The organism is Verrucosispora sp. FIM060022 (assembly GCF_003977705.1).
Taxonomy (GTDB): Bacteria; Actinomycetota; Actinomycetes; order Mycobacteriales; family Micromonosporaceae; genus Micromonospora; species Micromonospora gifhornensis.
Map to the genome: position 1 here is coordinate 1,305,028 of NZ_RQIV01000001.1, position 21,985 is coordinate 1,327,012.

The 21,985-nt window shown below is 71.2% G+C and carries 18 protein-coding genes and 1 pseudogene; 7 read left to right on the forward strand and 12 right to left on the reverse strand.

Features of this window, described 5'->3' with window-relative positions; translation table 11 throughout:
• Nucleotides 1-4 precede the first annotated feature (4 nt).
• From EG812_RS05715 to rpsD, 10 genes are all read right to left on the reverse strand, one after another.
• Entirely contained in the window at nt 5-2,218 is a 2,214-nt protein-coding gene (locus EG812_RS05715; RefSeq protein WP_126710951.1) for a hypothetical protein, read from the reverse strand.
• Between the two features lie 2 nt (nt 2,219-2,220).
• A complete protein-coding gene (locus tag EG812_RS05720; RefSeq protein WP_126710952.1) occupies nt 2,221-5,829 on the reverse strand; it encodes a DUF6603 domain-containing protein in 3,609 nt (1,202 codons plus the stop codon).
• A gap of 1,123 nt (nt 5,830-6,952) precedes the next feature.
• Nucleotides 6,953-7,552, reverse strand: coding sequence for a hypothetical protein (locus tag EG812_RS05725; RefSeq protein ID WP_126710953.1), 600 nt, complete (start codon nt 7,550-7,552; stop codon nt 6,953-6,955).
• Complete coding sequence (locus tag EG812_RS05730; RefSeq protein WP_126710954.1) at nt 7,549-8,883, reverse strand: hypothetical protein; 1,335 nt, start codon at nt 8,881-8,883, stop codon at nt 7,549-7,551. The genes EG812_RS05725 and EG812_RS05730 overlap by 4 nt, the downstream gene beginning before the upstream one ends.
• Nucleotides 8,880-9,683, reverse strand: coding sequence for an ABC transporter ATP-binding protein (locus tag EG812_RS05735; protein WP_431883541.1), 804 nt, complete (start codon nt 9,681-9,683; stop codon nt 8,880-8,882). Before EG812_RS05735 ends, EG812_RS05730 begins: the two co-directional genes overlap by 4 nt.
• A 51-nt stretch (nt 9,684-9,734) precedes the next feature.
• Nucleotides 9,735-10,538, reverse strand: a complete 804-nt coding sequence (locus EG812_RS05740) for a zf-HC2 domain-containing protein (protein WP_126710956.1) — start codon at nt 10,536-10,538, stop codon at nt 9,735-9,737.
• Nucleotides 10,535-11,074: an RNA polymerase sigma factor gene (locus EG812_RS05745; protein ID WP_126711125.1), complete on the reverse strand. Its 540-nt coding sequence runs from the start codon at nt 11,072-11,074 to the stop codon at nt 10,535-10,537. The genes EG812_RS05740 and EG812_RS05745 overlap by 4 nt, the downstream gene beginning before the upstream one ends.
• 109 nt (nt 11,075-11,183) lie before the next feature.
• Nucleotides 11,184-11,318 carry a hypothetical protein gene (locus EG812_RS29895; protein WP_286047682.1) on the reverse strand — a complete coding sequence of 45 codons (135 nt, stop codon included), beginning with the start codon at nt 11,316-11,318 and terminating at the stop codon, nt 11,184-11,186.
• A 110-nt stretch (nt 11,319-11,428) separates the two neighbouring features.
• Nucleotides 11,429-13,303, reverse strand: a complete 1,875-nt coding sequence (locus EG812_RS05750; RefSeq protein WP_233579388.1) for a hypothetical protein — start codon at nt 13,301-13,303, stop codon at nt 11,429-11,431.
• Between the two features lie 645 nt (nt 13,304-13,948).
• A complete protein-coding gene (gene rpsD, locus EG812_RS05755; RefSeq protein ID WP_013734088.1) occupies nt 13,949-14,557 on the reverse strand; it encodes a 30S ribosomal protein S4 in 609 nt (202 codons plus the stop codon).
• A gap of 72 nt (nt 14,558-14,629) precedes the next feature.
• Between rpsD and EG812_RS05760 the strand changes: the two genes are divergently transcribed.
• Complete coding sequence (locus tag EG812_RS05760; protein ID WP_126710957.1) at nt 14,630-15,361, forward strand: DUF2470 domain-containing protein; 732 nt, start codon at nt 14,630-14,632, stop codon at nt 15,359-15,361.
• Between the two features lie 125 nt (nt 15,362-15,486).
• Entirely contained in the window at nt 15,487-15,780 is a 294-nt protein-coding gene (locus tag EG812_RS29900) for a hypothetical protein (protein ID WP_286047683.1), read from the forward strand.
• Here the strand turns inward: EG812_RS29900 and EG812_RS29240 are convergent.
• The gene (locus tag EG812_RS29240; protein ID WP_199743809.1) at nt 15,767-16,324 is read right to left on the reverse strand and encodes a hypothetical protein; all 558 of its coding nucleotides are present in this window, start codon (nt 16,322-16,324) and stop codon (nt 15,767-15,769) included. The genes EG812_RS29900 and EG812_RS29240 overlap by 14 nt on opposite strands.
• Before the next feature lie 91 nt (nt 16,325-16,415).
• A pseudogene (locus tag EG812_RS05775) lies at nt 16,416-16,577 on the reverse strand (helix-turn-helix domain-containing protein); the annotation flags it as partial.
• A gap of 230 nt (nt 16,578-16,807) precedes the next feature.
• Here EG812_RS05775 and EG812_RS05780 point away from each other — a divergent pair.
• From EG812_RS05780 to EG812_RS05800, 5 genes are all read left to right on the forward strand, one after another.
• A complete protein-coding gene (locus EG812_RS05780; RefSeq protein WP_126710958.1) occupies nt 16,808-17,395 on the forward strand; it encodes a GNAT family N-acetyltransferase in 588 nt (195 codons plus the stop codon).
• Nucleotides 17,396-18,144: 749 nt separating this feature from the next.
• Nucleotides 18,145-18,882, forward strand: coding sequence for a GntR family transcriptional regulator (locus EG812_RS05785; RefSeq protein ID WP_158632488.1), 738 nt, complete (start codon nt 18,145-18,147; stop codon nt 18,880-18,882).
• A gap of 77 nt (nt 18,883-18,959) precedes the next feature.
• Nucleotides 18,960-19,781 (forward strand): cyclase family protein, encoded by an 822-nt coding sequence (locus tag EG812_RS05790; RefSeq protein WP_126710960.1) that lies wholly within the window; start codon nt 18,960-18,962, stop codon nt 19,779-19,781.
• Nucleotides 19,778-20,617 (forward strand): cyclase family protein, encoded by an 840-nt coding sequence (locus tag EG812_RS05795; RefSeq protein WP_126710961.1) that lies wholly within the window; start codon nt 19,778-19,780, stop codon nt 20,615-20,617. Before EG812_RS05790 ends, EG812_RS05795 begins: the two co-directional genes overlap by 4 nt.
• Nucleotides 20,614-21,963 carry an ABC transporter substrate-binding protein gene (locus tag EG812_RS05800; RefSeq protein ID WP_126710962.1) on the forward strand — a complete coding sequence of 450 codons (1,350 nt, stop codon included), beginning with the start codon at nt 20,614-20,616 and terminating at the stop codon, nt 21,961-21,963. The genes EG812_RS05795 and EG812_RS05800 overlap by 4 nt, the downstream gene beginning before the upstream one ends.
• Nucleotides 21,964-21,985: the final 22 nt, after the last annotated feature.

Genomic DNA, 21,985 nt, shown 5'->3' on the forward strand with positions numbered 1-21,985 from the left:
GGCCTCAGTCGGCGGTGAGCAGGTCGGCGGCGTGGATCAGCACCCGCAGTGGCAGCCGCAGGGTGCGGCGGGCGACCTCGGCGGCGGTCACCCCGACGCCGGCGAGGGGGTCGCCGGTGGGGGGCGGGCCGAACCGGGTCTCGGTGGGTTGTTCGGCGAAGACGAAGAACCAGCCCGGGGGGTCGGTCAGCCCGGTCGCCTGCTCCTCGGTCAGGTCGAAGCCGAAGTAGCGCAGGTCCGCGCCGAGGGTGCCGCCGAAGATCGGGTACGCCACGTTGCCGGTGCCGGCCTCGTCCGCCGGGGCGGTCCGTGAGGCGGCGCGGACCGCGTAGACGGCCGTACGCGGGTGACGGCGCAGCAGTTCACCACGGACCGCCAGGACCAGACGGGCGGCGTCGCCGGTGACCACCTGGTCGAGCCGTCGGTCGGCCGGCCACTTGTCGATTGGCGGCACGTCGGCAGTGCCGTCGCCGCCCTGGCCGCGCTGGTCCCAGAAATGCCGGAACAGGGTGGCCCGTTCGGCCAGGGGAAAATCTCGCCACCGCAGCTCGCTGGCGAGTTCGGTGGTCAGCCCGGCGAGGAAGGCGGCGACGAAGCGGGGGTTGGTCTCCAACGCGACCACGCTGTCCGGCGGGATCCGGTCCGCGCCGGGCAGCAGGAACTGCGGTGCGAGCCGGGCCAGTTCGCCGACCATCGGGGTCGGGAAGGTCGGTGCCACCCGGATCCGGTCCGGCTGGTCGGCACCGGTGGCCCCGTTGAGCCGGCTGTCCACCCGCTGCTTGACGGTCCGGGCCGGTTCGAGGGCGCGGGTCAGGGCTGCCACGTCGGCCGGCGCGACGGTGACCGGGGCCGGTGCGGCGACCCGTCGGGCGATGGGGCCGCGCCGCCGGCTGACCCGCCGGTACGCGGTCGTGGTCACCACCGCTGCCCCGGCGGTGCGTCCCAGCGGCGCCGCCAGTTGGGTCAGGGTCAGCCCGTCGGCCGGCAGGCCGGTGAGCCGGCGGGCGTGCAGACTGCCGTTGACGGTGTTCGCCACGTCGCTGGTGGCCAGCAGCCGGTTGACCGGCCCGACGTCGCCGGCCTGCTGCCAGGCCGCCGCGACCAGGTCCTCCTGACGGTCCCGGACGACCGCGGCGGCCAGCCCCGCGACGCCCCGGTACCGGGGGTCGAGGTTCAGTTCGGCCAGCCAGCCGGTGTCGCCGACCGATACCGTCCGCCGGTCGACGTGCTCGCCGCCGTACAGGGGTGCGGCGCTGCCCGACCCGGTGCCGACGAGCGGAGCGAGGGCCTGCCGTACCCAGTCCGGTGGGGCGGTGTGGCCGCTGCCGGGGCGTACCAGCGCGCCGTCGAACGGGGGCAGCGGCGCCGCCCCGGTCGGGGCGGTGAGCCCGCTGCCGGCCAGGTCGAAGGGGCGCCGGCCGACACCCTCGGGAGCCGATCGGAACCGCAGCGCCCGGACCAGGTCGGCGAAGCTGTGACCGGTGCCGGTGCTGAACTCCCAGTGGTGGTAGACCGGCAGGGTCACCTCCTGGTCGGTGGCGTGCCAGGCCGGTCCGGTCCCCTCGGGCAGCGGCAGGTTCAGCCCGGCCGCCCGGCCGATGGCGAAGGTCGGCACGAGGCAGGCGTGGTAGCGGGCGTCGGGTCGTAGCGGGGTGGGGCAGATCAGCCGGGAGACGGTCCGCTCCGGCGCCTGGCGCAGCACCTGGGCGGCGGACTCGCCGGTGGCGAGGGCGCCGACCAATTGCACGTGCGCCCAGGCCCAGGAGTGGGTGAGGTCGGGTAGTTCCCGCCGGGCGTCGGCGGGCGCGCGGATCTCCAGCACGGTGGTGTTGCGCACCCCGTCCGTGCGCAGCCGGACTCCGGGCTGTTGGCGGACCGCCACCAGGCAGAGCCACGGCGGGAGCCGGTCGCCGGTCGGGGGCAGCGGGGTGAACAGCCAGGGCAGGGTCGGCGAGTCGAGGTCCAGGGTGGGGTAGTGATCCGGCTCGAAGCCGAGGGTGTCGGGCGGCGGGTCGGTGCGGAGGATCTGGTGCGGGGCGAGCCCCGTGACGTCGCCGGGGCCGAGGGTGGCGACGGCGATGTCGCCGAGGGACTCCTCGTTCAGGGTCGCGGTGACGGTGACGTGGCCGCGGCGCGGGTCCTCACGGGGGCCCGGCGCGCGGAGCCGGTTGGCCAGGCCCTCCCTGGCCCAGGGCAGGAAATGGTAGGTCGAGGACACGGTCACTCCCGGGGGACGTCGTCGTTTTCGATGAGCTTGCGGACCCCGCCGGCCCCCTGGGCGGCGAGCGCCTCCCGGGCTTGGGCGAACCGGGCCGGTGGTCGGGCCGGGGTGAGCACCGCCAGCGCGCCGTCGGTGGGCGGGGTGGCGGTGACCACCGCGTACAGCGGCTCGGCCAGGCTGATGTCGCCGGCGGGTCCGGCGAACGCTCGGACGCCCTGCGCGCCGGCTCCGTTGACGGCCGCCGCGCCGGCCCCGGCCTGCACCTTCATCCGGTCGTCCGGGATCGGCCGGGTCACGGTCTGCCCGGTGCTGCCGCTGTCGGGAGTACGGGTCACCACCTCGTCCTCGGTCCGGGCGGCGACCAGGCGCCAGGCCGGCTCCGGGGGCAGGGTCAGCGCCGAGTCGTCGACGCGGAAGCCGGACGGCCACCGCTCGAACGAGGGCGCGGACAGCTTCTCCATGTCGTCCAGGTCGAGGTACTCCGCCGGGGGGAACAGGTCGTCGACCGGCGTCGACCGGGCCGGGACACCGTCGAGGGTGACGGCGCCGAGAGTGAACCGCCGTACGTCTCCGGCGAGGGCCGCCGTGCCGTACCGGTCGACGGTCACCTCCAGCGGGGCCACCTTCTGCCGGACCGTCAGCGACCCGAGCGGGTGCACCAGGACCTCGGTGCCGGCAATGGCCGACTCGGCGAGGGTGACAAGCGGCCCGGTCCCGGTGGGGGGCTCGGCCGTCCAGTTCGCCGGATCGGCCAGGGCCGCGCGGATCCGCTCCGCGAGGTTCACCCGCAGCGGCGGGGGATTGACGGCGCGTCTGCCGACGGTGACGTCGAAGCGGATGGAGTGCCGGCCGAGGAAGGTGAAACTGGCCCGTCCCACCGCCCGCCAGGGGCGGGGCCCGGTAAGGCTGCCGGCGAGTTCCACCGCGAGGACCGGGTCACCGTTCCAGGTGAGCGCGACCATCGCGTAGATGTCGATGGCGAAGGAGAGCGGTTCGAGCACGATCAGCGCGTCGAAGCTGAGCACCGCGGCGATGGCGAAGGTCCCGACGAGCGGCACCGAGATCCCGGCATACAGGTCGAGGCGGGCCCCGAACTGGACGGTGTTCGAGGTGATCGCCAGGTACGACGCCAGCCGCAGCCGGGGGTTGCCGTCGCCCAGCGACAGGGTCAGCCGGGACAGCACCGGCACGGTGTCCGGCTGCGGATAACGCGGGTGGAACCCGCCGATCGAGACCAGGAAGGACGGTCGGTCTCCCCAGTTGGCGCGGACGGCCATCCGCCCGGTGAGGGTGAACCCGGCCAGCCGGGAGTCGCGCAGCACCCCGTCGATCGCCACCGTCCGCTGGCCGAAGTCGAGCGTACCCACCAGATCCACCTGGATCAGCGCCACCGGTTCGGTGCGCCCGGGCGGCAGCGCGATCCGTAGTTGACCGGCGAGCACCACCCGCACCGGCGTCGGGAACTGCACGAAGAGGCCCAGCCGGGCGGTGAGCAGGCCCTGCGCGCCCCAGGTGAGTTCGACCGTCGGCCCGACCACGTGCTGGCCGACGGTGGTGGGGAAGAACCGGTCGAGGTCCCGGATCAGGCGGGGGGCGTTGCCGATCGGGTCGGCGGGGAAGAGCAGGCCGTCCAGCCCGCCGTCGGCGAGCCCGTCACGCATCGCCTGTGCCCGGACCGCCCGGTTGACCCCGATCAGACCGCCGACCCCGGTGAGCGCGAAACCGAACCCGAGCTGGACCGGGGGAAACCGCACCGAGATGAGGACGAGCAGGGAGAAGCCGGGGGAGCCGTCCGGCATCCGGGTGTCGAGCAGACCGACCGCGGACAGCGCCTGGTCGAGGAAGTTGAGCTGGACGACGCCGCCGTACCGGCCGTCGTCCTGGGCGAGCAGGAACCCGCCGCCGGTGACGATTCCGGCGTCGACCGCGATCCCGATCCCGGACGGCCGCAGGAACGCCAGGTCCACGTCGATCGGGCCGAGGCTGCCGGCACCGTCGGCGGGGGTCAGCGCAGCCCGCACCCCGAGACCGGTGGCCGAGGCGGTGACCGGTCCGAGCCGTACCGTGAGGTCGGTGGTCAACCGCACCTCGGCCCCGGCGGTGGAGACGGGGCCGGTGGCGCCGCCGCCGGGCAGCCCGGTGCTGCCGGCCCGCACCCCGGCGGTGACGTGCTCCACGTGCAGCGGGCCGAAGCTGGCACCGACCGGCAGGGCCAGCTCCAGCCCACCACCGGCGGTGAGGGTCAGGCCGTGCTCCGGTGACCAGCGCAGCCCGGCGTCCAGGTCGATCCGGATCGGGTAGGGCGGCAGGACCGCGGCGAGGAACCCGTCGTCGCCTGGTGCGATCAGCAGGCGGGCGCCGTCCAGGCTGAGGACGAGGTCACCGGTGGGTCCGGTGGCGGTGAGCCGGCCCTGCGCGGTGAATCGAAGCTGGTCGACCTCCAGTCGGGTCGCGTCCGGGGCACCGAGGCGCAGGGCCGGCTCGCCGGGGGTGGGGCTGGCGTACCGCAGCTCGACCGAGCCGGTCAGCTCGGCCCCGGCGGGCGGGGTGGACCCGTCGGCGGGCCGGAACCGCACGCCGTCCCGGGTGACCACGACCGGGGTGACCAGGCCGGTGAGTCGACTCTGCAGGGTCCACTGGCCGTACTCGACCGTGGCGTCGAGGGTTCCCTGGGGTGCGAGCACGAGGGCCAGCGGCGGGTCGAGCGCATCCTGCGTGGTGTCCCGGGCCAGTCCGGCGGCCAGGTGCAGGGTGGCCTGTCCCAGCGGGTCACCGACCGGGTCGGTGCCCGTCTCGTCGGGTGCGCCGACCGGCGCCGACCAGGACAGGTGCAGCAGGCGCCGGGCGGCGTCGCGCTGCGCCGGGCTGAGCCCGGACTCGGCCGCGTCGACGCCCGGGGTGCCGTACGAGGCAGGCACGCCGACGCCGGTCAGCCACCGAACCAGCGGTTCGCCGAGGGCGTCGGCGATCTCGGCGGGCAGCGTGGGTGGGCCCTCGGGTCCGAACAACCGGTCCCGGAGCACACCCACCGGGTCGACCAGCAGCCGGCCCACCGGGTCGACCGTGAAGTAGGGCCGTTCCCGCCGGTCCCGGGCCTGCCTTCCGCCGATCGTGACGGGCGCCGTGGCGGTGACCAGCCGGCGCACACCGAGCACGTCGAGCGCGACCCGCAGGTTCGGGGCGTAGAGCGCCAGGTGCGCGTCGAGCAGGTAGCTGAACAGGTCGGTGAGGAAGAGCCGGTACGGGTCGGCGTCCTGGTGTGGGGGAGCGGGTCGGCCCGGCGCACCCGGGGCGGGTGGGGGCCGCCAGCCGTCGAACAGGTCCACGACGGCCGTGACGGCGGTCCGGATCTCGGTGAGACACCACGCCGCATCACCGAGGTCGTCGAGGCCCGCGTCGATCCGGGCGGCGACCCGGGCCACGGTGTCCCGGCAGCGGACCAGGGCGTCGACGAACGCGGGAAGGTCGAAGCCGGCGAGGGCGGAGAGGTCCCAGCCCATGCCGCGCAACAGCCGGTCGCGGGCCTGGGTGTCGCCGGCCGCGTCGGTGAGGGGGCGCAGCAGTGCGACCGCGTGTTGGACGAGGATCGCCTGTACCGGTCGGGTCATGGGTGGCACCGACCGGCGCGGTGCGACGGGACGTCCGAGGTGGACCCGGTGGCTGCGGTGGGACCCCGGCCCGGTGGGCGGGTGCTGTCGGGCATGACGACGGCACACCTCTGCGGCATGGTGGAACTCCTGTCGGTGGCTGGCCGGACGGTGCTGGGCGAGTCTGTTCGTGCAGCGGACCCAGACACCAGGGACCGTTGTCCCGTCCACTCGGGACACGACCGGGCCATCCGAAGGGGTGCGGGATCCGACCTGTCGGACGACAACCACCCGGGAGCTTCGGCGCATCGTTAGATCCGGCGGCCGTCGACCCGGGTGACGTATGGTTCGAACGCGGTCCGCACGGAACCTCCACGCACGCTCCACACCATGGTGATGTCGTGGTCGCGTCCCGGACGGTCGTGCCGTGCTCCTGCGACGACGAGGCCCTGCGCATCACGACGAGTGGTACGCGAGCAACCGATCGAGGCTGAGAGACCGTCGATCGGACGGGCTCGGCCTTGCGATATCGTCAACGTGCCCACCCCGGCGTCGAGCAGTCCGCGTCCGTCGGCTGTCGGTGGACCGCAGGGCGCCCCACCAATCCAGGGAGAACCCGATGCCGGAGCCTGAGCCCGTCCAGGACGACCACGCGGCGGATACCGAATCCTCAACCACGGCCGAGACCGACCAGCCTGCCGTTCCCGCAAATCGGGCTGCCCGGCGCGCGAAAGGCAAGGTCGCCTCGCCTCAACCATTTGGAAAGGGCCAGCACATCAGCGGTCGGGGCTCGGTCCAGAGCCCGCGCCAGTGGGGTAACCGCCGAAGCGGCTGATCCGTTGGTGGAGCCCGTTATCAGCACCCATCAACGATCAACACAAGCCGCAGGGTAACAACAGCCCTGATCATGTAGTCGAGGTTCAGCTCGCCCCTCGGACACGTACTGTCATTCCACAGTAATCAGCGTCAGGCTTAGTGCTTGGGTTGGTAAATCCTTCGGGGGTTATGCGGCCAAGGCCGATGCGGCAGGTTGGTGATCGCAGCCGGGAGGTTGTTGGGGGTTGAGTTCTTTCTGCTCGTGCCGCTCGATTCGGGCCATCAGGTCTCGGGTTGGGAGCACACGGACCGGCTCGGGGAGGCCTGCTCACCTGACGTACTCGGCGGCTTCCCTGCGGGCCGGCCCGGCGAGCGAGTAGGCGATCAGTCCGCCGACGGCGAGTGCCGTGGCTGTCAACGCGGCGGGTCTGTTGCCGGGCAGTTGACCCTGCCAGGTCGCCGCTGCTCCCCAGGTGCCTTCCTGGGAGTACATGACCGAGATGGTGGTCCAGCCCAGCGGCAGGAACCAGGACCGGTCGGCGCCGACCACCGCTGTGCACAGGGCGGTCAGCCCCATCAGACCGGCGGCGTCGCGGAGCACCAGGGCGGCCGGGCCGAACCGGGCTCCGGTGTGCAGGGTAGCGATCTGGACTATCACGATCACCCCCAGGCCGGCGAGCAGGTGCAGGGCGCGCCGCCAGGGCCAGCGCAGCGAGGCGGTCCGGTCCAGGTTCTCGTCCGGCCCGGCGAGGGTGGCCGACAGCACCGCGGCCATCAGCAGGATGGTCATGGCGACCACGTACGTGGGGATGTCCGGCTTCGCGGCGAAGGCCAGCCACAGCGTCCAGATCACCGCTGCGCCGCCGAGGGCCACGGCCAGGGCCAGGGGTACGCGCCGGGAGCGCAGATACAGGATCGCGAAGGTCACCGGGCACCCCCGGACAGCAGCCCGCTGACGTCCGTGCAGGCCCGAAGGGCGTCGCGGACCGCCGTGATCCGGGCCAGCGCCTCGGCGTCGGGTAGCTCACGCAGGCCCTGCCACAGGGTGACGGCTTCGGCGTTGATCTCAGGCTCCTCGAAGATCATTCCGGGAACCAGTCCGACGTCCGACCGCGGCTTGCGCCCCATCAGCCAGTAGGCCGCCGCACGCTCGACCGCCTCGTCACCCTGACGACAGTTTCCGTCGTACTCGACCCCCAGCCGCCTGAGAATCCCGGGAACCACGGCGGCAGGATGCGCGAGCCCGCCCCGTCCGTCGATCCCGATCTCGATCGTGACGACGCCATCCTGGGTCGACCGGACGTCGCCGAGAACGTACGAGAAGGTGTCCTCATGTACGGCCGTCGGCGCGTCCGGCAGTTTCGCAAGCATCGTCAGACCTTCCCGGGCCAGCGGGGTCAGGGTGTCGAGCACGTTGGCGTGGACCCGGCTGACGCACACGGTCGGGGTGTCGTCAGTACACACCAGTTGCCGCGCGACCGGGTCGACCGGCCAGTTGAGCACGTCCTGGTCCCTCGGGACGACCGCGATCGCCGCGGTGATCCCGAGCACCGCCGGCAGCAACGCCGCCGTACGGCCACGCCAACCGCCGGCCCTGAACAGCAGCAGGCCGGTGAGGGCGAGCGCGGTCATCGAGATCGCAAGCGTGCCACTGACCCGGTTGTCGATCGTCTGGTACGCATGGAACGGGCTCGAACCGTGCGCCGGGGAGACCGCCGCAGCCAGCCGGTCCGGAAACCGGACGACGCTGAAGAAGATGAGCAGGACGCCGGCCACCCCCAACGCCGGGGCGGTCGCCAGGGCGGGCAGCATGCGCCCGATCCCCAGGCCGAGCCACGCCGCGGCGACCAGGGACAGCGCACCGACAGCGGTGACGACGATGAAGTTCAGCAGCGGCCGGTGCTGGGCGGTGGTGATGATCCAGGCGAGGCCCGCTGCGGTCACCAGCAGGTACGCGAGCCCGAGTGCGACGGCCATCGCGCCGAGAATCGGCAGCATCCGTTGGGCGCGGGGCCGGGCGGTGGTGGCGAACAGCTCGCCGACTCTCGCCCGGTGCTCCCGGCGGCCCTGCCAGGCGCCGGCGGCCAGCGCCAGTGGCCACAACAGGAGCAGGTACTCCCGCATGGTCATGGCCAGCGCCATCCAACCACTCGACCACCGGCCGGTCGCCGCATAAAGTGCGCCGGCCCCGATCATCACCGTGATCAGTGCGGCACCGGGCGCGGCAGAACGACGCAGTTCCAGACCGAGGATGTTCATCGGGCGGCCTCCATCCGCTGCCGGCGCAGGAGAGCGGAGTAGCCGCGCTCGGCCGGGCTGTCGCCGGCGTCACCTTTAGCGCCCTGTGCTGCGAGCGCATCGGGAGTGCCCTGCCACACCAGCCGGCCCTCGTTGACCACCACGACGTCGGTGCAGGCCGCCACCACGTCCTCGACCAGATGGGTGGAGACCAGGACACAGCTGTCGGTGCCGAGGTCACGCAGCAGTTCCCGGAAGTCGAGGCGCTGTTCCGGGTCGAGACCGACGGTCGGCTCGTCGAGCAGCAGGAGCTGCGGATCATTCACGATGGCCTGGGCGATACCGGCGCGGCGCAGCATGCCGCCGGAGAGGGTCTTCATCCGGGCGTCAGCCTTCGCGGTCAGCCCGACCCGGTCGACGGCTCGCTGCACCGCCGCCGGGATGTCGGCCTTGTGCATCTCCTTCAGCCAGGCCATGTACCCGACGAACTCGCGTACGGTGAAGCGCGGGTAGAAGCCGAAATGCTGCGGCAGGTAACCCAGGGCGCGGCGCACCGATCGCAGGTCCGAGCGACCACCGACCGAGCGCCCGAGCAGCGTCAGCTGCCCACCGGCCGGAGCCAGGACAGTTGCCAGGGCGCGGATCAGCGTGGTCTTTCCGGCACCGTTCGGGCCGAGCAGCCCGTGCACTCCGGTGGACAGGGCCAGGTCGAGGCCGTTGACGGCCAGGTGCCGCCCGGCCCGGACCCGCAACGCCTCCGCATGGATCGCCCAGGGATAGACGGTGGCGGCTGTCTCGGCCGCACTCACGGCACGCATCATCATCAACTCTTTCGGTGGTCGTCGGTGGCAAATGAGCAGAAGCGTTCTTCGCTAGCCGTGTTGGGAGAGACGCCGGAATCCGTCGGCCCGGAAGAAGGCCGCGACGGTCAGCACAACCGCGGCCGCCGCCCAGATGCCGGCGCTCTCCATTGCCAGCACTGCCGGAATCCGGGCGATGGCGAGGCTCGGTGCGATCACGACGAGCGTCCAGGCCGCGACCAGGCCGAGCGCGGCCCGGCGTACGCCGATCAGGGTGCCCAGCAGCAGCGTGGCGGCGGTGAAGGCCAGGCACGGCGCCAGCATCAGGGCCAACGACACCCCGGTGCGGGCGCCGGCCACCGCGAGCGCCGGAATGACGAAGGCCAACACCCCTGCCGTTCGCCGCAGCAGCGTGGTCAGACCGGCGGCGGGCGTGGCGGCGATCAGTTCCCAGGCCGGATCGGCCCGACGGTGCCAGGCGACCGCGACGCCGGGTAACGGAGCCAGTGGTGCGATCAGCAGCACCAGCGAGGGCATCCCGACCCACAGCTCGCCGAGCAGCACGGCGCAGGCCAGCACCGCGGCGGTCATCGCCAGCCACGGCAGCAGCGTGCCCACGAACCAGCGCTGCCGCAACACCGACCAGGACCGGATGCGGCCGGCGGGGACCGGCGACAGCGCAAGCTCACGGTCCAGGTTCATCGCGACCCGGTCGATCAGGGAGCGGGCATCGGCGGTGGTGCTGGCGGCCAGCCTGGCACGGCAGTCGGCGCAGTCCTCAAGGTGCACCTCGACCGCCCAGACCTCGGCCTCGTCGAGGCCGGGATCCCCGGCGGCGTACCCGTCGATCTGGGTCAGGCTGGGGTGGGTGTTCATGACAGCGCCTCCCGTAGGGCGATCCGGGCTCGGCGTACGCGAGACTTGACGGTGTTCTCCGGCACGCCCAGCAGCACCGACGCCTCCCGCGCGGAGAGCCCGTCGAGAACCGTGGCGCGCAGGGCGGCCCGGACCTCGGGCGGCAGCACGAGCAGGGCCTGCTCCAACTCCTGCCCCACCCGGGCGGCCATCACCTCATCCTCGGCGGCCGGGGCCGTACTCGGCATGAGCTGCACCTGCGGCACCCGCGCCTTCCGCGCGCGGCGACGGAACGCGTCGACCAGACGGTGGGCGGCGATGGTCCACAGCCACCCCACCGCGCTTCCCCTGGGCTGGGCACCGGCGAAGCTGCCCGCCGCTCGCCAGACCGCGAGGTAGGTGTCCTGAAGCACCTCGGCGACCAGGTCCGGGTCCGCGCACCGGCGGCGCAACCGCACCTCCAGCCACGGTGCCGTACGCCGGTACAGCTCGTCGAACGCCTGCCGATCTCCGCGGGCGACACGGCGTACGAGTTCCCCCTCGTCGGCGGCATCCATGCTTGCTCTCACAACCGGTATGACGACGGGCTTACCCGAATCGGGTCCCGATTCGGTGCGACAGTCGTCACACTCGCCATCCGCCTGGCCCTGGGCGGCGGGAAACCGGCTACAACTCCCGGTCGATCAACGCCCGACCGGCCGGGCTGGCGTAGGCCAGGAACACCGCGAGCGTCGTCGCGGCGGTCAGCCAGGGGCGGCACGCCGAATCGCACCGACCAGAGGGCACGGCTGGTTCGGCCACAGCGGTGAATGGCTCGGGGGCTGTGCAGCCTTCGTTCGACGGAGCCCGGACCTGCAGGTTGTTCCAGCCCGTGATGCCGTCCGATGGCAGCTGAATATGTGCTTGTTTGGTCAATGTTCGTTGCCCGGGTGGCATTGGCCTGGGTTGAGACGGTCTGCCAGTTCGCGTACGGCCGCTTCATAGGTGCGGTCGGTGTGGTAGGGCCAGTGCCGCGCGATCGGTGGTGGGACGGTGTCGTCTGGGGCGGCGACGACCGCGTGTGGATCGCGTAGCCTCCGGTCGACCGTGCCGGCTGGCCCCGGCAGTGGCGGCTCGCCGGGCCGGTGCGCCGAGAAGATGGGCCCGCCGATCGGGTCGGTGTCGCGCCACAGGTTCACCCACCGCCAGCCGATCCGGCTTCCCAACTCGTACAAGGTCGGGTCACCGAGGAAGGCAGGGCAGAGCCGGGCGTAGAGCCGGTGCAGAGGGCTGCCGTGGGTCAACAGCGCCACGCGGGACCGCACGTCGGCTGGTAGCTGAAGCAGCGTGGCGGCGGCGAGGACCGAGCCGTGGCTGTGCCCGGACAGGATCACCGCACCCCGGGTGGTCAGCGCGGTGATCCGCTTCGCGAGTTCTGGTACCGCCCGCTCGGCGTAGCAGGGCGGCGCGAAGGGATGCACGGTACGCGGCCAGAACGTCCCCAGGTCCCAGATCACCGCCACCGTGCGCCGGGTGCCTTCGGACCGGTAGGACAGCAGCCCGAGGACCAGGATGCCGAGCCCGATCAGGCCGATGACGTACATTCCGACATCGGTTGCGAGCGCCAGCGCAGTAGCAGCAGCGCTGCCGGTGTGGGCGAACCTGGCGCTCAGGTCGGACGGGCCCAGACCGGCGACGTCGAGGGCGGTCGTCGTGACGCCGAGCAGCGACAGCACGAGGAAGACGATGACAGCTGGGTTGAGCTGTTCGGGTATCGCGGCTCGGGCGACGGCCGTCCGGACGTCGTCGCGGCGGGGCAGCGCCTCCGGCGGCACATCGGGGAAATCCCGCCGGACGATGGCCTCGGCCATCCGCGCGCGTCGGCGCCGGGTCGCCAGCAGCTGCCAGAAAATCGTGGCCGCGACGACCAGGACCGCGACCAGCCCGGCCAGTGCCGCCCAACGGTAGGAGACGGGTGGCTCCAGCAGAGGCGCACCGGGCTTGCTGGGTCGGACCGGATTCGGGATGTCACCCCGGTCGAGGAAGTCGGCGACCCGGTAGACCAGGGCGGCGGAGAAGCCGTACGCGGCGGCGACCGCTGCGGCGGCGAGGACCGGGGAGGCCAGTCCGCTGAGCCAGGGCGAGGCGACGTGGTGAGCGCGTCGCCGCTGCGCGAGCGTGGCGGCGGTGAGTACGGCCAGCAAGGCAGCCTGTACCGCGACCAGGGCGGCGACAGCACCTTCGTACCCCGGCAGTTGGCCCTGCGGCAGCTGTGCGGACTGAGGTACGGCGGTGTAGGCGATCGCCAGCACCGTGAGGGTGGTGGCCGCGATCTGCAGTGTGCGGATGCCGCGCAGGTCGGCCGGCCCTCGTTGCGACCCGTCCTCGCTGCGGCGAGCCGGTCGGACGAGTAGGACGGCGCAGGCGGCCAGCAGGCCCCAGGCTGCGATGAACAGGACGTACGCGATGGGGTGGGAGTAGCGTTGGATCTTCGCCCCTAACAGCATGACGTCGAGGGTGCCGAGGCCGACCGCGACGTGGATGACCCGTAGTCGCCGTACGACGAGGGCGTCGTCCCAGAAGCCGGGCCGGTCGATCCGCTCCTCGCCGTGATCCTGCCCGCGTGCGGCAGGGAACGCCTCGAACACCCGGGCCGAACGTTTCCCGAGCCACCAGAGCAATCGCAGGGCGGCGACCGGCAGTAACGCCAGCAGCGCCAGACGCGGCCCCAGCGGCAACTCTGCCAGCCACGCCAGGTAGCCACGGCCCCGCAGGCAGGATTCGTAGGGAGTGCACTGCCACCCCACGATGTCGACGGTCCCCCGACGACCGACAGGACGAAAGCGGCGGTCAGGGTGGCGGCGATCAACCGGCAGACCGGCCCGATGATCCCACCATCGCCGCCAGTCGGCGGTCGTGCCCACACAGCGAGATTGATCAACATAAAAGGGAGGAGAAACAGCAGTGACAGGGTGCGCACCGCGCTGCCCGCAGTCAGCGCACCCCAGCGGTACGCCTCCACCCGCAGGCACTCCGGGCGGTCGCTGATCCCGAACCCCGGGCGGGGCCGATAGAAGCCGGCGTGGTCGTCGCCTGCCACCCGGGTCACCACAGGATGATCCAGCAGCGCCTCGGCGGAGGTGCCGGAGACCCCATGCACCCGCAGCTCGACCACCTCGTGCGCCAACGCCCCCATACCCCCCCGGAGCTGCCGATCTCGGTTAACGGTAGTGATCTGAGCTGCCGTGGAAGGGCGAATAGGGCAGAACCGCCGGCCGCCACACTCACTCCGAACGGCGGCTTCAAGCCCCGCTCCTCGACTCACAACCTCGAAGGACGACGAACCCGGGCCGGATCGGACCGTGGTGGGCGGGCTTGTCGCACTGCCGTCGTCACCCTCAAGGGCGGCAACGTCCTAACCGGGCTCCGCTGCCGCCCAAGGGCTCATCCCGTCAGCGGGAGTAGTACTCCACCACGAGCTGCTCGTCGCAGACCACCGGCACCTCGCGGCGGGCCGGCTCACGCAGCAGCGTGGCGCGCAGCCCGCTGAGGTCCACGGACAGGTACGGCCGGGGCTGCTCCTCGGCGTGGGCGCCGGCGGCGGCGAGTTGAAACGGTGGCAGGGCTTGGCTGCGCTGGCGCACCGCGACTACCTGGCCCGGCCGCAGCCGGTAGGACGGGCGGTCGACCTTGCGCCCGTCGACGGTGAAGTGGCCGTGCCCGACGAGTTGGCGTGCCTGGTAGATGCTGCGGGCCATTCCGGCCCGCAGCACCACCGCATCGAGGCGCTGTTCCAGGAGCGTGACCAGTGACTCGCCGGTCTTCCCTGTGCGGCGGGCGGCCTCGTCGAACGTCCGGCGCAGCTGGGCCTCGCTGACGTTGTACTGGTGGCGCAACCGCTGCTTCTCCAGCAGCCGCACCTGGTAGTCGGAGGTCTTGCGCCGGCTGCGCCCGTGCACGCCCGGCGGGTAGGGACGCCGCTCGACATACCGCACGCACTTGCGGGTCAGTGGGATGCCGAGGGCGCGGGAGAGTCGGGCCTTGGGGCGTGGGTGGTTCACGTCGACGTCTCCGATCGGATGGTCTAGCCTGTTACTTAGGTAAGCCTAACCTATCTTGAGGAGGTCGGGGTTATGCGGCCCAGCCCGGCGGAGATCGTGCGCACCCTTGTCGCGGGCCAGCTGCCCGCCCTCGTCCACCTGGCCCGGCACGCCGGCCCGCACCAGGTCCGACACGCCACCGACCCCGACGGACGAGTGCTGCTGCTGGTGCCGGTCGTCAGCGACCTCGCCATGGCGCTGGTGCCGCCGGCCGGGGACACCGACGTCGCCACCGTGCTCGACGTCCTCGACCTGCCGCCGGCCGCCGGCGCGCCCTCGCTCGGCCGGGCCTGGATCTCTGGTTGGGCCCAGCGGCTCGACGGGGAGGAGGCGCGCCGCGCCGCCATCGACTTCGCGACCACCCAGCCGACCACCGACCTGCTCGACGTCGGCGTCCGGTTCCACCTGCATCGGTTCGAGGTGGCCGAGGTCCGCTGGGAACGTGGCGGCGAGGTCCGCCGAATCGACCCCGAGGCGTACGCGGAGGCTGAGCCCGACCCACTGCATCCGGTCGAGGCGGAGTTGCTGGCCGATCTCACCGACCACCACACCGAGCAGGTAGCCGGATACCTACGACGGCGCCTGACACTGACCGGGGGCGAGTCACCCCGGGTGGTCCGGATCGACCGGTACGGACTGCTGGTGGCGTACGGCAAACCCGGCGCGACCAGGCGTACACGGCTCGCCTTCGACCGGCCCGTGGCCGATGTGGCCGAGCTGTCCCGGCTGCTGCACCCCATGATCTGCCCCCGGGCCGCAGCTTGATTTCCGCCACCACGACTGCGCGCAGCTCGCGCCACACGTACCGCATGCCATGGCCGCTCGGACGATGAATCGCCACCAGGAGGACGACGGCGCGACGAAGTCGCCTTTGGCTCCCCCAGCCGCGGTTGATCCCAACCCCGCCTGCTCCGGGCGGCACCGTCCCCCACCCCCTTCACTGCGGCGACCACAGTGGCACCGCGTCCGGTGAGCAACCGCCGCCGACGGCACCCAGATCCACACCCACCCTCGTCGCCGACGTCACCAGCATCGCGGCGTCTCGGTCGACGATGGAGGTTCTCGACGACCTCTCCGATCGGCTACGGCCGGGTGCCGGCCTTGGGGTGTGGGACATCCACTCGCCCCGGGTGCCGTCTGGGGTGGCGCGACCGGGTCAGGCGTTGGGTGTCACTCGCGGGTGAGTCCTGGTGGCAGCGCGTCTTCGTTGGGTCGGACCCGGCGGGCGTTGGCCAAGGGGTCGCGGTGGAGGGCGTTGATCAGCGGTTCCGGGCCGCCGACGCAGGTCCAGGTGTCGTCCCAGAGTGCGGAGACCAGCCATGATCGATCGGCGGGGAAGAACAGGTCGGGTAGCGATCCGCGGCCGTGGCGCATGTGACCGGTCCGCCAGGTGAGGGCCTGCTCGGGTCCGGCCTCGACCAGCACGTAAGACCAGTTCCAGTAGAGCGACACCCTGGGGGCGCGGGGAAAGACGATGTCGTGGGCGCCGGTGTCGAGGTAAGCCAGCCACCAGGGCTGGTCGGGGGTCTGCGTGATGAGGCCCTCGACCAGGGCGTGTTCATAGGCGGCGACGGTGACGTCGTCGGCCTGGTGGGTGGTGGCGTAGGCGTCGAAAATCGGCGGGATGGCGGTGGTGATCGAGATGCCGGCAGTGGTGTGACCGGCGATCCACGACACGTCGGCGGCGGTGCCGACCCGCCAGTTCCGTCCGTCCTTGCTGACCTGCACACCGCTATTCAAGTCGCTGCGGTGACGGTTGGCGCGAAATAGGGTGTCCTCGGCGTGGCCGGCGGCGCAGCCGGCCGCCTCCGGGACAGCCGCGGATCCGGGTCATGGCCACGGTGAGGTCGTCGGCGGTCGCGGCCAGCAACGTGATTGCCTCGCGGACGTAGCGCCAGGCGGTGGCGACACCGACACCGATACCGAAGCCGGAGGCGAGGCGGGTGAAGGTGTCGCCGTTGGGCAGGTGGGATTGAGGCAGGGTAAGACAGCAACGAGGCTCCCGGTGGGGGCATCCTTCTTGGCCGCTGTCCTACCGGGAGCCTCAACCCGACCCAACAGCGGGGCGCCCGAGCCCACCCTCTCCCAACGCAAACCCAGTTGGGAAACGCTCAATGACGTCCTAATCGTGATTAGTGAACTGGTGCGCAGATCTTGCCGGGCACCCGAAGCGTTGTTAGGTTAGCCTAACCAAACTCGTGCGGAGGTCGGATGTCGTCGCGTGCTGCGATCACGACGATCGACGGTGTCGGTAGCACCGTCGACATCACCAACCAGGTCAAGGTCGAGACCCTCGCCGAGGTCTACCGCCGAGTGCACGCCCACGACCTACACCTGGTCGACCATCGTGCGCCGACGGTGGAGGAGCGCCTCCAGTGGACCGTTGACGCTCCCGGTTTCGAGGCGGCTCTCGGGTACGTCGACGGTTACCTCGTCGGGGCGGTTGCGGGTTGCCCATTACCACCGGAGACCCTGTGGTGGCGCGACCTGACCGCAGCCGACGACCCTGACCTCGCAGTGGAGTGGCCCGGCCGTACCTTCGCCGTGTGCGAGGCGTTCGTGCTGCCCGAATTCCGCCGGCACCGCCTCGGTATCCGGATGACCACGGAGTTGCTGACGCGGCGCGGTGAGGAACGAGTCTGCCTCGCGGTCGCCGAGACCAACACCCGGGTATGGCACGCGCTGCAACGGACCGGATTCCGCCACGCCGGTGGCACGGTGGGAGTTCGTGGCGGCCGATGCTCGCCAGTCGTTCCAGATCCGCCTGGGGCGGCTTCCGCAGGGAACCGAGTTCGGTGACTGGTATGTGACGGCGACGGATCCCCGCAGCACACCGCTGGCTTTCGAGACGGAGGAAGAGGCTCGCCGTGGCTACCATGACGAGGCTCTGCGGTTGCAGCGGTTCAACGATCCTGGCCGGTGGCGTGAGCTGACCCCGGACTGAGCAGACCCTCGGCCTCTGCCGGGTTTGTGCCCCCGCCTCTCCCTGCCCGGCACCGCCGACGGAAACGACCAACCGCTCCCGGCCCACCTCCCGGGGCTCTCGCAGGGAAATTGGGCCGGGAGCGAGTGGCGGCCGTAGTCCGCTCCCGCTGGTGCCCCGCAGGCTGCTGGCGGTGGTGGCCCGGCCCGACCTGTCGCGGATCCGGTGGCGCCGACCCACCGATTCCTGGCCGCCACGCCAACCGCGCTCATCAAGGCCGCCCTCGGGCGACCGGTGCAGGCAATTCCGTTCAGGTACCGGCCCTGCGGCAACGCCGAGCGTCTGATGGATCTCGAAGAGCCGCTGAGGTGAACCAGCGCGGGTAGGGGTTGCCCATACACGACTGTGGGCGGCTCGTCCGTGTTACGGCGGGGTGTCGGCTTCGGCGTGGCTCGGTGTCGTTCAGTCGCTCACACTGCGTCTACCAGGGGTTTTGTCTCCAGAAATAGCCTGCGTCGGACCTCTTGACGGGTCATTCATGTTGCGGCTACGTTTCCGTCTACCGTACACCGTCGACGATAAGTCGCCGGACTTGATGAGTCCGGGCCCTCCGGAAGGTTGTCGCATGGTCAACTCGGCCGAATCCGCCGCGTCCGTCGCCGCGCTGCGTGTGCCTCAAAAGGTCGTGCTCAGCGAGTCGACCTACGATGTGCTGCGGGCGGCGATCTTGGACGGCACACTGCCGCCGGGCACTCGGATCGTCGAGGAGTCGCTGGCCCGGCAACTCGGCGTCAGCCGCGCGCCGCTGCGCGAGGCCATCTGGCTGCTCAAGCGGGACGGCCTGCTCGTCGAGGAGTCCGCGCGCACCACCCGCGTCGTCCAGTTGACCGAGGACGACGTCCACGAACTGCACATGATCCGCACAGTGCTCGAGACGCTGGCGTACCAGCAGGCGTCACCGCGCCTGCAACCGTCCGACGTGGCCGAGCTCGAGGATCTGATCTCCCAGATGCACGAGGCGTCGGCAGCCGGCGACACCCGCCGGGTCGCCGCCCTCGACTACCGGTTCCACCGCGCGCTGTGCGCGCCGTGCGGACTGCCCCGGATCATGAAGGCCTGGGACGAGCAGCATGTGCTGTTCCGCCTGTGGTTGAACATGGTTGGCCCGACGCTGGGTGTGCAGGACATCGCAGAGTCGCACCGGATCCTGCTCGACGTGGTGCGCGGCGGCGACGCCGAAGCCATCTCCGAGCAGGTGATCAACCACGTCTACCTGGTCGGAGGTGTGATGGCCGACCAGCGCAGCCGCTGGGCAGCGGCCCAGCCGCGCCTCTACTTCCCGCAGGGCGCCGTGGGCGCCTGACCGGCCGTCGAGCGCTTCCGCCCGGCCAGCTCACCCGGCCCGGCGTACCGGACCGTACCCAGAGATAGCGAGGCCCGATGAGAACCGTCAACCTGACGCTGCCGTTGTATCCGTTCATGCCGGTCGGCAACGTGTGGGCCTGGGACTCCCCCTTCCAGCTCACGCCGGTGACGACCCACGAACGGCAGGGCGTCGCGATCCACCACATGAGCTTCCACAGCGAGGCCGGGACCCGGCTCATGCTCGGCGCCTGCTACGACGACGACGCACCCAGGATCCACGAACTCGACTACGGCACGCTGGTCAACCGCGAAACGGTTGTCATCGACGTCCCGAAGCAGGCCGGCGAGGAGATCGAAGCCGACGACATCGAACGCGCCGTGGTCGGCGATCCCGACTACCGCGACGGTGACGCCGTGCTGCTGCGCACAGGGTGGGGCGACGACGAACGCTACCGCACTCTCGGCGACGAGTACGCGACCACCACCCCCCACTTCTCGCTGGACGGCGCGAAGCGGCTGGCGGAGGTGATGACCGAACGCGGCAGCGACCTGATGCTGACCGACTGCGCGTACATCGGCAATCTCGGCGAGCGCTTCATGTTCCCGGAGTGGGCCTCCCGCAAGCCGTGGGACCGCCCGCCGTTCCCGTCCCCGCAGGCCCGCATCTACATGCGGCACTACACCCCGCAACGCGGCGCCGGCGGCGGCGCCCCGGACTGGGGGTCGTCGGTCGTCCTGCATCTCGCGATGTCCCCGGTCGCCGCGGTGGCCAACTGCGGCGCGCTGCGCAGCAAGCGGGTACGGGTCACCGTGCTGCCCCTGTTCCTCGCGGGAGCCGAAGGAGCCCCGTGCACCGTGCTGGCCGTGGACGGCGACGAGACGGGAGAGGCCCGATGACGCTACGCACCATCAACCTGACCCGCCCGATCACCACCGAGTCACCGGCTGGCAGCTTCTTCCCCTGGGAGGCGCCGTACCGGACCGAAGCGATCGCCACGCTGACCTACAACGGCGCGAACCTCTTCCACATCACGATGGGCAGCGGCTCCGCGACCCGGTTGCTGGGTCCGGCGCTCGGTTCGCCGACCGGAGCCACCGTCGACCAGTTGCCACCACAGCGGCTGCTCGACCGAGCGGCGGTCGTGCTGTCCTGCCCGGTCGAGCCAGGCGGTGAGATCTCCACTGATGCGGTCCGTGCCGCACTGGACGACGCCGACCTGCGTACCGGGGACGCGGTGGTCCTGGCCACGGGATGGGGAGACGATCCGGATCGCTTCACCGACGCCGCGTACTACCTCGACGGGCCCTACCTGAGCGTCGCGGCGGCGCAGCTATTGGTCGAGCGCCTCCACGCCAACTCGTCGGACCTGCTGCTCACCGACTGCCTCTACCTCGATCGGCCGGGCGGCGACCACGCCCGGACCGAGTGGACCGCACTACAGCCCTGGCTGCGACCGCCGTATCCGTCGGACGCCGCCACGACCTATCTCACGCATTACCGGCCGGAGAAGGTGCGCCAGGACTGGGCCGCCACCCTGGCTCTGACCGAGTCCATCTGGACCGTGGCCGGACTGGTCGGATGCAGTGCCCTCGTCGGGCGTCGAATCCGGCTCACCCTCGCCCCGCTCAACGTCCAAGGCGTCGGCGAGGTGCCCTGCACCGTGGTCGCCCAGATTCCCGGCGACAACCGTGCCCCTGAAGTACCGGTCTTCTCGTCAGGAGAACCGACATGAAGCAATCGCTCCGATCGATAACACGAACCCTCGCGACAGCCCTGACCGTGACCCTGGCCGTCGCCGCCTGCGGCGGAGGCAGCGCCGGGAACCAGGGCCCGGAATACACCGGCGACACCTTCGACTGGAAGCGCTACGACGGCCAGTCGATCAAGGTCTACGTGGCCGACACCGGACAGGTGGAGAGCCTGCGGGCCGGGCTCGGCGAGTTCACCGACCTCACCGGCATCACCGTCGAGATCGAGGGGGCCGACGTCACCAGCTACCGGCAGAACCTGCCGGTACGACTCACCTCGCGGGCCTCGGACTTCGACGTCATGGCAACCTTCCCCGAGGTCGACGGCCTGCAGTTCGCCAAGAACGGCTGGTACACCGACCTCGGCCCGTACCTGACGAATCCGGGAATGACCAACCCGGAGTACGACTTCGAGGACTTCGGGGCCGGCATCCGCAAGGCGATGACCGTGCAGGAGCAGACCGTCACCATCCTCTGGGAGATGCAGACCGACCTGGTCTACTACCGCAAGGACCTGCTGGAGAAGGCCGGTCTGGAAGTGCCGACCACCTTCGCCGAGTGGGATGCCGCCGCAGCGGCCGTGCACGACCCCGGCAACCGGCTGTACGGCTTCGCGCTGCGCGGCATCCCGTACCAGACGACCACCCCGTTCTCGTCCTTCCTGTACGCGCACTGCGGTGAGTGGGTCACCGACGGCAAGGCGGCGATCAACACGCCGGAGGCGCTCAAGGCGTACGAGGCGTACGGACAACTAGGCGCGAAGTACGGCCCACCTGGTATCGCCGGCTTCGACTGGCCGGTGCCGTCCCAGCAGTTCGCGCAGGGCAACGTGTTCGCCTTCCTGGACGTGAACCTGTTCGTCAAGGACCTGGAGGATCCGACGAAGTCCCGGGTGGCCGGCAAGGTCGGATACACCACCGTCCCCCGCGCCGACTGCGACGCCGCGCCGTTCATCGGCGGCTGGGGTTACGGCATCAACCCCTTTTCTGAGAAGGGCGACGCCGCCTGGTACTTCATCCAGTGGGCCACTAGCAAGCAGATGAACCTCGACCTGAAGCTCACCGGCTGGCCCAGCCCGCGTGCGTCGGCCTGGGAGTCTCCGGACTTCAAGCAGGCTGACAAGACCCCCGAGTTCACGCAGGTGGTGCTCAACAGCACCGAGACGGCACGGGCCCGGATGAATCCGCCGGTGACCCCGGGTGTCGAGGCCCGCGAGATCGCCGGGCTGGTCGCCAACAAGGCTCTGGAAGGCCAGACCGGCGACGACCTGAAACGGACGGCCGACCAGCAGAACGACAAGCTGCAGGGCCTGCTCGACGCGATGCGCTAGTGATCGGTCGCGGCCGGAGGCC